At 74.0% G+C, this 12,768-nt stretch carries 10 protein-coding genes; 7 read left to right on the top strand and 3 right to left on the bottom strand.

Features of this window, described 5'->3' with window-relative positions:
- Nucleotides 1-154 precede the first annotated feature (154 nt).
- Together ACFWVE_RS24115 and ACFWVE_RS24110 are read right to left on the bottom strand one after the other, a co-directional pair.
- Nucleotides 155-1,117, bottom strand: coding sequence for a DMT family transporter (locus ACFWVE_RS24115; protein WP_384017549.1), 963 nt, complete (start codon nucleotides 1,115-1,117; stop codon nucleotides 155-157).
- Between the two features lie 212 nt (nucleotides 1,118-1,329).
- The gene (locus tag ACFWVE_RS24110) at nucleotides 1,330-2,310 is read right to left on the bottom strand and encodes an STM4015 family protein (protein ID WP_384017547.1); all 981 of its coding nucleotides are present in this window, start codon (nucleotides 2,308-2,310) and stop codon (nucleotides 1,330-1,332) included.
- A gap of 203 nt (nucleotides 2,311-2,513) precedes the next feature.
- Between ACFWVE_RS24110 and ACFWVE_RS24105 the strand changes: the two genes are divergently transcribed.
- Nucleotides 2,514-2,966 carry an NUDIX hydrolase gene (locus ACFWVE_RS24105; RefSeq protein ID WP_384017544.1) on the top strand — a complete coding sequence of 151 codons (453 nt, stop codon included), beginning with the start codon at nucleotides 2,514-2,516 and terminating at the stop codon, nucleotides 2,964-2,966.
- 115 nt (nucleotides 2,967-3,081) lie between these two features.
- Here the strand turns inward: ACFWVE_RS24105 and ACFWVE_RS24100 are convergent, their stop codons facing one another.
- A complete protein-coding gene (locus tag ACFWVE_RS24100) occupies nucleotides 3,082-5,982 on the bottom strand; it encodes an FAD-binding and (Fe-S)-binding domain-containing protein (RefSeq protein ID WP_384017542.1) in 2,901 nt (966 codons plus the stop codon).
- A 441-nt stretch (nucleotides 5,983-6,423) separates the two neighbouring features.
- On the opposite strand from ACFWVE_RS24100, the gene ACFWVE_RS24095 reads away from it, so the two are divergent.
- From ACFWVE_RS24095 to ACFWVE_RS24070, 6 genes are read left to right on the top strand one after another with little or no spacing between them, the layout of a single operon-like run.
- Nucleotides 6,424-8,856 (top strand): ATP-binding protein, encoded by a 2,433-nt coding sequence (locus ACFWVE_RS24095; protein WP_384017539.1) that lies wholly within the window; start codon nucleotides 6,424-6,426, stop codon nucleotides 8,854-8,856.
- The gene (locus ACFWVE_RS24090; protein ID WP_384017536.1) at nucleotides 8,853-9,260 is read left to right on the top strand and encodes a roadblock/LC7 domain-containing protein; all 408 of its coding nucleotides are present in this window, start codon (nucleotides 8,853-8,855) and stop codon (nucleotides 9,258-9,260) included. Before ACFWVE_RS24095 ends, ACFWVE_RS24090 begins: the two co-directional genes overlap by 4 nt.
- Entirely contained in the window at nucleotides 9,257-9,604 is a 348-nt protein-coding gene (locus ACFWVE_RS24085; RefSeq protein WP_384017533.1) for a DUF742 domain-containing protein, read from the top strand. The genes ACFWVE_RS24090 and ACFWVE_RS24085 overlap by 4 nt, the downstream gene beginning before the upstream one ends.
- Entirely contained in the window at nucleotides 9,585-10,238 is a 654-nt protein-coding gene (locus ACFWVE_RS24080; protein WP_266077187.1) for an ATP/GTP-binding protein, read from the top strand. The genes ACFWVE_RS24085 and ACFWVE_RS24080 overlap by 20 nt, the downstream gene beginning before the upstream one ends.
- Nucleotides 10,235-11,482, top strand: a complete 1,248-nt coding sequence (locus ACFWVE_RS24075) for a cytochrome P450 (RefSeq protein WP_384017530.1) — start codon at nucleotides 10,235-10,237, stop codon at nucleotides 11,480-11,482. The genes ACFWVE_RS24080 and ACFWVE_RS24075 overlap by 4 nt, the downstream gene beginning before the upstream one ends.
- A complete protein-coding gene (locus ACFWVE_RS24070; RefSeq protein WP_384017527.1) occupies nucleotides 11,479-12,732 on the top strand; it encodes a cytochrome P450 in 1,254 nt (417 codons plus the stop codon). The genes ACFWVE_RS24075 and ACFWVE_RS24070 overlap by 4 nt, the downstream gene beginning before the upstream one ends.
- Nucleotides 12,733-12,768 lie beyond the last annotated feature (36 nt).

The raw sequence follows: 12,768 nt of genomic DNA, 5'->3' as shown, positions 1-12,768 counted from the left end.
CTGCACCGTGCCTACCCAGGTGTGCCGCCGCCCACCCCTGCCGGCGCCGGTGCCCTTCCTCCTTCACCGGGCCGTTGCCGGGCGACGAGGCGCGCGACCGCATCGTTTCCCCCGCGCCCGCACCACGGGCGATCCCACCGGCCTGCGCGGACCGTCAGGAATCGTCCCCCGGCACCTTCGCCCGCCCCCGTCCCACCTGGGTCCGTACCGCGCCCATGCTCGCCGCGACGACCAGGGCGATGGCGGCGGCCTCGGTGAGGGTGAGGACCTGGCTGAGGACGAGGAAGCCGGCGGCCGCGGCGATGGCCGGTTCCAGGCTCATCAGGACGGCGAACGTGGAGGCGGGCAGCCGGCGCAGGGCGAGGAGTTCCAGGGTGTACGGGAGGACGGAGGAGAGCATCGCGACCGCCGCGCCCAGGGCGAGGACCGTCGGATCGAGGAGCTTCGTACCGGACTCGGCGATGCCCAGCGGCAGGAACAGGACCGCGGCCACCGCCATGGCGAGGGCGAGCCCGTCGGCCCGCGGGAAGCGGCGGCCGGTCCGCGCGCTGAAGATGATGTAGGCCGCCCACATGACACCGGCGCCCAGGGCGAACGCGACACCCAGGGGATCGAGGCCGTCGAAGCCTCCGCCGCCGAGCAGGACGACACCGGCGAGGGCGAGTCCGGCCCACAGGAGGTTGATCGCGCGGCGGGAGGCCAGCACGGAGAGGGCGAGCGGACCGAGCACCTCCAGGGTGACCGCCGTGCCGAGGGGGATGCGGGCGACGGCCTGGTAGAAGAGGCCGTTCATTCCGGCCAGGGCGACGCCGAAGGCGATCACCGTGGTCCAGTCGGCGCGCGAGTGCCCGCGCAGCCGGGGCCGGCACACCACCAGCAGCACGACCGCGGCCACCAGGAGCCGCAGCGTCACGACGCCGAGCGCACCGGCCCTCGGCATCAGCGTCACCGCGAGCGCCCCGCCGAACTGCACGGATATCCCCCCGGCGAGCACCAGTCCGACCGGGCCCAGGGAACCGCGGCCGCGTGGGGCGCCCGACGCCTGTGGCGCATGGCCCGGGGCCGCCCCGGGGACGGCGGCCGGGGTGGACGGGCTGGCAGCACTCGACGTCGTCACGGCGCCTTCCTCGGGCTGGGCAAAGGGAGCGGAGGGCCCTTCGGCAACGGTGCGTCGCGGTGGGCTTTCCGGTCCAGGATATGACCTTGGTCAGCACCGTGACGCTTCTACGTACCTGACGATGAGTCCCTCGCCCCGCCCGGGTCAACTCCGTCCGTCATGCGGACCGAGCGTCTCCGGGGCATCGGGGAAACCGGGGAGGGAAGGAGGATTCACTCGGCGACGGCGACGTAGCGGGTGCCCTCGTCCTCCTCGTCGTCCTTCTCCTGTTCGGACAGGTCCACCCATACGCCCGCCGGTTCGAGGGCCTCCCGGACCCGCAGCATCATGGCGTCGCCGAGGTAGTGGTGGTGCAGGTCGAGAGCGCGCAGGTGGGTGAGCGGCTGACCACCCAGCAGGGCCGCGGCGCCCTCGTCGCCGAGCGCGCCCATCGACAGCCTGAGGGACGCGAGCCGGGCCACCACCGGAGCGTGTGCCACGGCGGCCGCGATCTCGTCCTGGAACTGACTGTTCTGCAGACCCAGGTGGCGCAGGGAAGGGAGCCGCTCGCCGGTGAGCAGCGGCTGGAGATCCTCCATGGTCGTGTCGCAGCCGTAGTACTCGTCGCCCAGCCACAGTTCCAGGCACTCCAGTGACGGCAGGTCGGACGCGGCCACGTTGCGCACGACCGAGGCGGGCAGCCCGCCGCTCTCGAAACGCAGGGTGCGCAGCCCTTCGTGGCGGACGACGGGGAACTCGAGGCCGTCACCGCCACGCACACCGAGCTCCCGCAGCCGGGGGTACGCCTCCAGGACGGGGGCGACGTCGGACTGTCCCATCCAGGAGATCTCGCTCTCCTCGAAGTGGACGTCGCCGAGGAACAGCGCTTCCAGTCCGGTCAGCCGGTGACTCAACTCGGCTATCACCTCGACTATTTCGTACGGCCAGCCGTCGGATCCGTACCACGCGGAGCCGATGACGAGCGCGCGCACCTCCTCCAATGGCACGGTCTCGGTGAAGCGGTCCCAGTAGTCGTCCGGTTCCTCGTCCCCGACGTACAGGCCGCTCTGCATGCGCCACGCCACGGAAGCGGGATCGGCCGGCAGGGGGCGGTCGGAGGACGCCTGCGGGAAGGTCAGGACGGGGAGCCCGTAAAACTGATTCAAGTGGTCTACTGAGCAAGGGTGTTGAGGCACATTGGCCGGAAACTCCATAGCGGTTCCTCGGGTGTTGGTGGCTGAGGTGCGCACAGTTCTAGCAGCAGCCTGTGACACCGCACGGAGACGCCCTGCCCGGGGGTGCCGGCCGAGGCGTCGGAGGTGCCAGAGGTGTCGATGGGCGAGGGGCGGGCATCAGGGCGGGTACCGTCCCCACCGGTGAAGCCCTTCTCCGCCCCGCTCCTACCTCCCGAGGCCCCGTGCGACGACTCATTGCCCGTCTCTGGCGACTTCTGCGCCCCGTCCAGAGCCGCGTCATGTGGTTCCTGAACGCCAAGTTCGTGGTCGGGGTGACCGGCGTCGTGCGCGACGAGGAGGGGCGGGTCCTGCTGCTCCGGCACCGGATGTGGCCGCCGGGCCGTCAGTGGGGCCTGCCGAGCGGCTTCGCGCACAAGGATGAGGACTTCCGGCAGACCGTGGTGCGCGAGGTCGAGGAGGAGACCGGCCTCGACGTGGAGGTGGGCCGCCTCGTGATGCTGAACAGCGGTTTCCGCACCCGTCTGGAAGTGGCCTACGAGGCCCGCCTGCTGGGCGGCGAGCTGCGCCTCGACCCCTTCGAGATCCTGGAGGCCCGCTGGTGCCGCCCGGACGACCTGCCCGAGGACATCCAGCCGGTGTGCCTGCCGCTGGTACGGGGCGAGACCACGCCCTGACGGCCGCCGCCACACCCACCGCACGGCCGCACCGACCGGCTGCCGATCCCCCTCCACCAGGACGGGGCCGCACCGGCTCGTCCGAGCGCCCCGGGGGCGGATCAGCCGCGCGTGCTCACGCTTTTCCGTCCAGGGCCTCCGCCAGCACCTCCGCCAGGTGCCTGCCCCGTATCCCCGCCAGCTGCTCCAGCTGCGTCCGGCAGGAGAAGCCGTCGGCCAGGACCACTGCCCCGACCGGCGCCTGCCTCACCGCCGGCAGGAGCCGGTCCTCCGCACAGGCCGTGGACACCTCGTAGTGGCCCTTCTCGAAGCCGAAGTTGCCCGCCAGGCCGCAGCAGCCGCCGGACAGTTCGCCGGTGAGGCCGGCGGCCTCGCGCAGGCGGCGGTCGGGCCCCTCGCCCAGGACCGCGTGCTGGTGGCAGTGGGTCTGGCCGGTGACCGGGCGGTCCAGGGCGGGCGGGGTCCAGTCGGGCGCGTACTGCTCCAGGGTCTCCGCGAAGGTGCGGACCCGGGCGGCGAGCCGTGCCGCCCGCGGGTCGTCGTGCAGCAGTTCCGGTGCGTCGGTGCGCAGGGCCGCCGCGCAGCTCGGTTCCAGGACGACCACCGGGGCGTCCGTGGCCAGGACCGGCTCCATGAGGTCGAGGGTGCGGCGCAGCACCGCGCGGGCCCGGTCGAGCTGGCCCGTGGAGATGTACGTCAGGCCGCAGCAGACCCGGCCCCTGCGGGCCGCCAGCAGCCGGAGCGCCGACCGTGAGCGGCCGTCCCCCACCGGGCGCCCGTCCAGTCGCAGCGTCGGAGGCAGGGCCACCCGCAGGCCCGCCGCCTCCAGGACCCGTACGGCGGCCCGGCCGACGGAGGGCGAGAGGTGCTCGGTGAAGGTGTCCGGCCACAGCACCACCAGGGCACCGGAGCCGTCCCCGGCACCGTCCCCGTCCCCTGCGGGCACGTCGGCTCGCCGCCCCCGCCACCAGCGCGTGAACGTCTCCCCGGCCACGCGCGGGATCTCCCGCTCCCCCGCGATCCCGCCCAGCCGCTTCGCCACCCGGGCGAGCGGGCCCACCGAGGCCAGGCCGTTGACCACGCCCGCCGACCTGGTCCGCTCCACCCAGCCCAGCCACACCGGCAGCCGGCCCATCGCGTAGTGGGCGGCCGGGCGGCGGCGGCCGGCGTAGTGGTGGTGGAGGAACTCGGCCTTGTAGGTGGCCATGTCGACCCCGACCGGGCAGTCCGAGCGGCAACCCTTGCAGGACAGGCACAGGTCCAGCGCGTCCCGCACCTCCGTGGAACGCCAGCCGTCGGTCACCAGCTCGCCGGCGAGCATCTCGTGCAGCAGGCGGGCGCGGCCGCGCGTGGAGTGCTCCTCCTGGCCCGTCGCCCGGAAGGAGGGGCACATCACCGCCGGCCCCGACACCGAGGCCGTGCGGCATTTGGCGACGCCCACGCAGCGGCGGACGGCCGCCGAGAAGTCACCGCCGTCGGCCGGGTACCCGAAGGCGACGTCCACCGGCTCCCTCGGCAGGACGGAGAAGCGGAGGTTCGCGTCCAGGGGCGCGGGGCGCACCAGCATCCCCGGGTTGAGCAGGCCGTCCGGGTCCCAGACGCCCTTCACCCGCTCGAAGAGGGCCACCATGTCCGGGCCGTACATGCGCGGCAGCAGTTCGGCGCGCGCCTGCCCGTCGCCGTGTTCACCGGAGAGCGATCCGCCGTGGGCGACGACCAGGTCGGCGAGTTCGCCGGAGAAGCTCCGGAAGCGGGCGATGCCCGGCCCGGTCAGCAGGTCGAAGTCGATGCGGACGTGGACGCAGCCGTCCCCGAAGTGCCCGTACGGGGCGCCGCGCAGCCCGTGGTCGGCCAGCAGCCCGCGGAAGTCCCGCAGGTACGCGCCGAGCCGGGCGGGGGGCACCGCGCAGTCCTCCCAGCCGGGCCAGGCCTCGGTCCCGTCCGGCATCCGGGTCGCCGTGCCGCTCGCGTCCTCCCGGATCCGCCACAGCGCGCGCTGCCGGGCCGGGTCGGTGACCACGAGGGAGTCCGGGACGTCCGCCGCGCGGACGATCCTCTCCGCACGCGCGCGTGCCTCCCCTTCCGTCTCGCCGCCGGTCTCCACGAACAGCCAGGCTCCCCCGCGCGGGAGGTCCGCCGCGGACGGCACCAGGTCGGCCGCCATGCCCTCCACGGTCAGCGGGCGGTGCTCCAGCAGTCCGGCCGCCGCCTCGGCGGCCCCGCTCTCGTCGGCGTACGCCAGCACGGCGAGCGCACGCGCGCGGGGCACCCGTACGAGGTCCACGACCGCCTCCGTCAGCACGCCCAGCGTGCCCTCCGAGCCGCAGAGGGAGCGGGCGACGTCGGCGCCGTTCTCGGGCAGCAGGGCGTCCAGGGCGTATCCGGAGATACGGCGGGGCAGCTCGGGGAAGCCGGTGCGCAGGCGGGCCGGTTCACCGTCGACCAGCTCCCGCAGGCCCGCCGGGGCCCCGGCCCACGCCCGGCCGGGGCGTAGTCGCTCGCCCCGCGGGGTGAGGACCGACAGTTCGCGGACGCTGTCCGCCGTCGTGCCCCAGGCGACGGAGTGCGCGCCGCAGGAGTTGTTGCCGATCATGCCGCCGAGGGTGCAGCGGCTGTGGGTGGAGGGGTCGGGGCCGAAGCGCAGGCCGTGCGGTGCGGCGGCCTCCTGGAGCCGGTCGAGGACGAGACCGGGCTGGACGACGGCCGTGCGGGTCTCCGGATCGAGGGACAGCAGACGGTTCATGTGCCGGGTGAAGTCGAGCACCACGCCGAAACCGGTCGCCTGACCCGCGATCGACGTGCCGCCGCCGCGCGGCACCACGGGGACGCCGTGCGCCCCGCACACCGCCAGGGCCGCCGCCACGTCGTCGGCGTCCCGCGGGGAGACCACACCGAGCGGCACCCGGCGGTAGTTGGAGGCGTCCATGGTGGTCAGCGCCCGCGCGGTGGTGCCGAAGTCCACCTCGCCACGCACGTCCGCGCGCAGCCCGGCCCGCAGTTCCCGGAGATCCGTCATGCCCTCAGGATGCCCCCGTACGGGCCGCCCCGCGGCGACCGCGTGCCCTACCGCGCGGCACGCCGGTCGGCTGCGCGCTTGCCCCAGAGTTAGGTCAAGTCCCAGAAACGGAACAGGAACCTTCCCAAATCGATCACGAACTCCCCTATAGTGACCGCGGGTTGCGCACCCGTGACGACCCCTGTTCGTACAGTGGCGTTCGAGCGGGGGCCGGGCAGTCGAGCACGTGGACGGCCGCTCACGTACGGCCCGTCACGTGCGGTCGAGCACGTACCCGGGCGGGTAGGCGGGCGGACGGGTACGCGGCGGCCCGGGCATCCGGGTGCCGGACGGCCGTGGGCCACCGGAGCCGCCGAACCGCCCGGAGGCCGCGCAGACCGAACGGCGCACGACCGCGAACGGAACGCGGACCGACCGAGGACCCGACCGAGGACCTGATTGATGACCTCCCCCCTGCTCCCCGGCGACCGGCCCACCCCCCGCGGCCTGCTGCCCGTCCCCCTGCTCACCCTGGTACTCGCCGCTGTCGCGGTCGTCGTCGCGGTGATGCTGGGACCGGAACCCGCGCGCGGCGCCGTCGGGGCGACCGGGACGGTGGCGGCCCTGCTGCTGTGTGCGGCGGTCACCTGGGCCACCCACGCCGTCCTGTCCGCGCGAGCGCTCCGCGCGCGGCTGGAGACGGCCAACGTGGACGTCGACCGGCTGATCCGGGAGCGCACCCTGCAGGCGGAGGACTCCCGCCGCCAGCACGAGCGGCTGACCGGTGAACTCACCCGGGAACGGGCCCGCCTGTCGGCCGACCTGGACCAGGAGCGGGCCCACCTCGCGCAGGCCCTGGCGGCGGAACGCGATCGCCTGAACGAACACCACGACATCACCACCGCCCGGTTGGCGCAGGAGCACGCCGCCGAACGGGCCCGGCTCACCGGCGACCACACCGCCGAACGGGCCCGGCTCACCGAGCAGCACACCGCCGAGATCACCCGGCTCACGGACGACCACGCGGCCTCGCTCGCCCGGCTCGCCGACGAGCACACCGCCGCCCTCTCCCGGCTCGCCGACGAGCACGCCGGGGAACTGCGCCGGCGCGACGAGGAACACGCCGCCCACACCGCCGCGTTGGTCCGGGAGCACTCCGACGAGCGCGACCGGCTCGGCCGGGAACGCGACCGGCTGAGCGAGGAGCGGGCCCGGCTCGCCGGGGACCGGGACCGTCACATCGACGAGAACGCCCGGCTCGCCGTCCGGCTGCGCGAGGCCCACAGCGCCCGCGCCGCCGCGCTGTCCGCGACCGCCAACGCGGCCGGCCGGATGCAGGCCCTGTCCACCGGCATGCTCGCGGACCTGCGCGCGATGGAGGACAAGCACCACGACGAGGAGGTCCTCGCCGACCTCCTCCACCTCGACCACCGCACCGCGCAGGCGGGCCGGCTCGCCGACTCCGTCGCCGTCCTCACCGGTGCCCGTTCCGGCCGCCGCTGGGCCCGGCCGATCGGCATGGAGTCGATCCTGCGGGGCGCCATGGGCCGGATCAGCGGCTACCGGCGGGTCCGCGTCCACTCCACCGCCGACGTCGCCGTCGCCGGGCACGCCGCCGAAGGCGTGATGCACGCGCTCGCCGAACTCCTCGACAACGCGGCCACCTTCTCGCCGCCGACCGCCGAGGTCCACGTCTACGTGGAGGAGGTGCCGGCCGGGGTCATCGTCTCGGTCGAGGACAGCGGACTCGTCATGGGCGACGCCCAGCTGCGGCGCGCCGAACGCGCGGTCGCCGGCGAGACGGCCGGGCTCGGCGGCCTCACCGGCACACGGCTCGGACTGGCCGTGGTGGGCCGGCTGGCCCGGCGGTACGGACTCCGGGTCTCGTACCGTCCCTCGGCTCGCGGCGGCACGGGCGTCCTGATGCTCCTACCGCAGGACCTCCTCGTACCGCGGGACGCGCCCAAGCCCTCGCTCCCCCGCACGACGGCCCCCGCGCCCCGCGCCATCACCGCGACCATCAGACGGTCCGGCACCGCGGCGTCGGGCACCGCACCGTCCGGAACCGCAACGTCCCGGACCTCACCCTCCGGCACCACACCGGCCGGCACCACACCGGCCGGCACCACACCGGCCGGCACCACCGCCCCGGCGTCGGTACCCGCCGCCCACGCCGGAAAGCCCGCCCGGCACGCACGGCCGCCCGCCACCTCCGGCCAGGGGACCTCGGCCACCGCGGCACCCGGACCGTCCGCCACGGGCGGCCTCCCGCAGCGCCATCGCGTCCACCCGGACGACGCACCGGCGGCCCACCCCGCCGACGACACGGCTCGGGAGGCGGCCCCCAGCGCCCCGCACGACGGACCCGACGCCCAGGACACGCACGCCGTGCCCCGGACGGGGACGGAGCGGAACACCCCCGGGTCCCCCTTCATCCCGGGGTCCACCCCCGGGTCCACGTCCTCCTCCACGCCGCCCGGCCCTTCGTACGCGGCCTCCCGCGCCGGAGCCGACCTCGACCCCGACCCGGTGCCCACCCACGAGTCCCCGGGCACCGGCACGACCACCGGCACCGGCGCGGACAGGGCCGAACCCCCGCTCGTCCTCCCCCGACGCCGCCGGGGCCGGGCCCTCGCCGAGGCCGAGCGCGCCCGCTCCGCAAGCCGTACCGTCTCCCCGCGCCAGGCGCCGCCCACCGCCGAGGAGACGAAGGCCCGCACAGCCCGCTTCAGCAGCTTCCGCCAGGCCGTACGCGCCACCCCCGCGCACGGCGCGGCCCCGGGCGCGGCCCCGGGAACCGAAGCCGTCGAAGACCCCGGAGGCGCCCCGACCGGGGCCGCCCCGCACACCACCTCCACCACTCCCGCGACCCCGGAAGGCGACACCACCTCATGACCGGCACGATGACCGCCGACGAGAAGCTCACCTGGCTGATAGAGGGCCTGCTGGAGCGCACGCCGGGCGCGCGGCACGCGCTCGTGCTGTCCAGGGACGGCCTGAAGCTGTGCCGCACCCCCGAACTCTCCGCCGACCAGGCCGACCAGCTCGCCGCGATCGCCGCGGGCATCCAGTCGCTGTCGCACGGCGCGTCCGTGGAGTTCGGCGACGGCAGCGGAGGCGTCCGCTCGGCGATGACCGAGTTCTACGGCGGCGTGCTGTTCATCGTGGAGGCCGGCCAGGGCGCGCATCTGGCCCTGGTCACCAGCGAGGACGCCGACGCCGGACTCATCGGGCACAACATGAGCGAACTCGTGGAGCAACTCGGGGACCACCTGACCGCTCCCCCGCGCAACTCATGAGCAGGCCGGGCAGGGACGACGCACCCGACCGTCTGTACACCGTCACCGGCGGGCGCAGCCGGTCCGGCTCCGGCAACCCCTTCGACCTGGTCACCCTGGTCGTCGCCGAGTGCGATCCGGTGCCCGGCATGCAGTCCGAGCACGCCGCGATCCTGCGGCTGACCGAACGGCCCACGGCGGTCGTGGAGATCGCGGCCGAGCTGAAGCTGCCGGTGAGCATCACCCGCATCCTGCTCGCCGACCTCCAGGCGTCGGGCCGCGTCAGCGCCCGACACCCCCGCAAGGCGGCCGTACCCGACCCCGACATCCTGGAGCAGGTGCTCGTTGGACTCCGCAACCTCTGAGACGCGCACGCCGTCCGAGAGACGCACGCCGTCCGAGACACGTACGCCGCTGGACGCGTCGGCCGACAACGGCCTCAAGATCGTGGTCGTGGGCGGCTTCGGCGCCGGCAAGACGACGATGGTCCGCTCGGTGAGCGAGATACGGCCGCTCAGCACCGAGGAGACGATGACCAGGGCCGGGGAGGCCGTCGACGACATCAGCGCGGTGAGCGGCAAGACCGCGACCACCGTGGCGTTCGACTTCGGCCGCATCACCCTGGACCGCCGCAACGTGCTGTACCTGTTCGGGGCGCCGGGCCAGGAGCGCTTCTGGTTCCTGTGGGACCGGCTGTTCTCGGGCACGCTGGGCGCGGTCGTCCTGGTCGACACCCGGCGCATCGACGACTCCTGGTACGCCATCGACCGGCTGGAGAAGCACGGCACGCCGTTCATCGTGGCCTGCAACGACTTCGGCGGTCCCGCCTTCGCCCCCCAGCAGATCCGCGAGGCCCTCGACCTCGACCCGCACGTACCGCTGGTCACCTGCGACGCGCGGTCCCGGGAGTCCAGCAAACTGGTGCTGATCACGCTGGTGGAGCACGTCCAGGCCCTCTACGCCGACCAGGCCCGAGCCCCCCGTCAGGAGCTGGTGTGAGCCCCGCCCCCGCGCCCCGCGCCGTCCAGGACCCCGTGCCGCTGAGCGGCCCCCTGTTCCAGAACGACCCGGCCGGGGTGTACCGGGAGATGCGGCGCGAGCACGGCAGCGTGGTCCCGGTGCTGCTCGACGGCGGCGTACCGGCCTGGCTGGTGCTCGGCTACCGCGAACTGCACCAGGTCACCGGGGACCCGGTGCTGTTCAGCCGCGACTCGGACCTGTGGAACCAGTGGGACGACATCCCCGACGACTGGCCGCTGCTGCCGATGATCGGCCGCAGGCAGCCCTCCATCCTCTACACCGTCGGCGAGCGGCACCGCGAGCGGGCCGGGATGCTGGCCCACGCGCTGGAAGCGGTGGACCCGTTCGAACTGCGCGGCTACGCGGAGAAGTTCGCCGACGAACTGATCGACGGCATCTGCCCCCGGGGCTTCGCCGACATCATCGGCGAGTTCGCGATGCTGCTGCCGGTGCGCGTCCTGGCCCGGCTCTACGGCTTCTCCGACGAGCAGGGACCGGCGCTCGTCACCGCCCTCAACGACATGATCGACGGGCGGGAGCGGGCGCTGGCGGGGCAGACCCACCTGTTCACGTCGATGACCGACCTGGTCGCCGCGCGCAGGAGGGAGCCCGCCGAGGACGTGGCGTCGCGGATGCTCGCCGACACCTCCGGGTTCACCGACGAGGAGATCGTCCAGGACCTGATGGTGATGATGGCGGCCGGGCACCAGCCGACCGCCGACTGGATCGGCAACTCCCTGCACCTGATGCTGACGGACCAGCGGTTCGCCGCGTCCCTGTTCGGCGGCCGCAACAGCGTCGCCGAGGCGATGAACGAGGTGCTGTGGGAGGACACCCCCTCGCAGAACGTGGCCGGCCGCTGGGCCTCCCGCGACACCCAGCTGGGCGGCCGCCGCATCCGCGCCGGCGACCTGGTGCTCCTCGGCCTCCAGGGCGCCAACTCCGACCCCCAGGTGCGGCCCGACGGTTCGGCACTGACCGGCGGGAACAGCGCGCACTTCTCCTTCGGCCACGGGGAGCACCGGTGCCCGTTCCCGGCGCAGGAGATCGCCGAGGTCATCGCGCGGACCGGCATCGAGGTCGTCCTGGACCGGCTGCCGGACATCGACCTCACGGTCCCGGCCGCGTCCCTGACCCGCCGCCCGTCGCCGTGGCTGCGCGGGCTGTCCGAACTTCCGGTCACGTTCACACCCACTCCCGCCCTTGGAGGCTCGCACCTATGACGGCTGGTACGGACACACGGACACCCGCGTCCGGCACCGAGGGGAACCCGATCCCGCTGGACCCGTTCGTCCTGGACCTCGACGCGGAGAGCGCGGCGTTGCGGGCCGCCGGCCCCCTCGCCCGCGTGGTGCTGCCGGGCGACGTGCCGGTGTGGGCGGTCACGCACCACGCCGAGGCGAAGAAGCTGCTCACCGACCCCCGGGTGGTGAAGGACATCGACGTCTGGGGTGCCTGGCAGCGCGGCGAGATCGCGAACGACTGGCCGCTGATCGGGCTGGCGAACCCGGGCCGCTCCATGCTGACCGTGGACGGCGCCGACCACCGCCGCCTGCGCACCCTGGTCGCCCAGGCGCTCACCGTGCGCCGGGTGGAGCGGATGCGCGAGCGGATCACGGAGCTGACCGAGGGCCTGCTGGACCGGGTGGCGAAGGAGCAGGGCCCGACGGTCGACCTGAAGGCCCTGTTCGCCTACCCGCTGCCGATGTACGTGGTCGCCGACCTGATGGGGCTCGCCGAGGAGCGGCTGCCGCGGCTGAAGGAGCTGTTCGAGAAGTTCTTCTCGACGCAGACCCCGCCCGAGGAGGTCGTCGCGACGCTGACCGAACTGGCGCAGATCATGACCGAGACGGTCGCGCACAAGCGGGAGAACCCCGGCGACGACCTGACGTCCGCGCTCATCGAGGCGTCCGAGAACGGCGACCGGCTCACCGACCAGGAGATCGTCTCCACGCTCCAGCTGATGATCGCGGCCGGTCACGAGACGACGATCTCGCTCATCGTCAACGCGGTGGTCAACCTCTCCCTCCACCCCGAGCAGCGGGCCCGGGTGCTGTCCGGCGAGGTGGACTGGTCGGCGGTGGTCGAGGAGACCCTGCGGTACGCCACGCCCACCTCCCACGTGCTGATCCGTTTCGCCACCGAGGACGTACCGGTCGGCGACGCCGTCCTCCCGGCGGGGGAGGCGCTGATCGTGTCGTACGCCGCGATCGGCCGGGACGAGCAGGCGCACGGCCCGAGCGCCGGCGTCTTCGACATCACCCGCGAGAGCGCCAACCGGCACATCTCCTTCGGGCACGGCCCGCACGTGTGCCCCGGCGCGGCCCTGTCCCGCCTGGAGGCGGGCGTGGCCCTGCCGGCCCTGTACGCGCGCTTCCCGAAGCTGGACCTGGCGGTCGGGGCGGAGGAGCTGCGCAACAAGCCGGTGGTCACGCAGAACGACCTGTACGAGCTTCCGGTCACGCTGGGCTGACACGCCCGGGGTCGAACCGCTGGACGGACGTTTCCC

The sequence above is a fragment of the Streptomyces sp. NPDC058632 genome (assembly GCF_042717095.1).
GTDB lineage: Bacteria > Actinomycetota > Actinomycetes > Streptomycetales > Streptomycetaceae > Streptomyces.
The sequence above is the reverse complement of the archived record's forward strand: the minus strand, read 5'-3'. Positions and strand labels throughout refer to the sequence as shown.

Bases quoted from the DNA above. Each gene is read 5' to 3' on its own strand.
- ACFWVE_RS24085 (WP_384017533.1), top strand. From the start codon at position 9,257: ATGAGCAGGCCGGGCAGGGACGACGCACCCGACCGTCTGTACACCGTC.
- ACFWVE_RS24070 (WP_384017527.1), top strand. From the start codon at position 11,479: ATGACGGCTGGTACGGACACACGGACACCCGCGTCCGGCACCGAGGGG.
- ACFWVE_RS24100 (WP_384017542.1), bottom strand. From the start codon at position 5,982: ATGACGGATCTCCGGGAACTGCGGGCCGGGCTGCGCGCGGACGTGCGT.
- ACFWVE_RS24110 (WP_384017547.1), bottom strand. From the start codon at position 2,310: ATGGAGTTTCCGGCCAATGTGCCTCAACACCCTTGCTCAGTAGACCAC.
- ACFWVE_RS24095 (WP_384017539.1), top strand. From the start codon at position 6,424: ATGACCTCCCCCCTGCTCCCCGGCGACCGGCCCACCCCCCGCGGCCTG.
- ACFWVE_RS24090 (WP_384017536.1), top strand. From the start codon at position 8,853: ATGACCGGCACGATGACCGCCGACGAGAAGCTCACCTGGCTGATAGAG.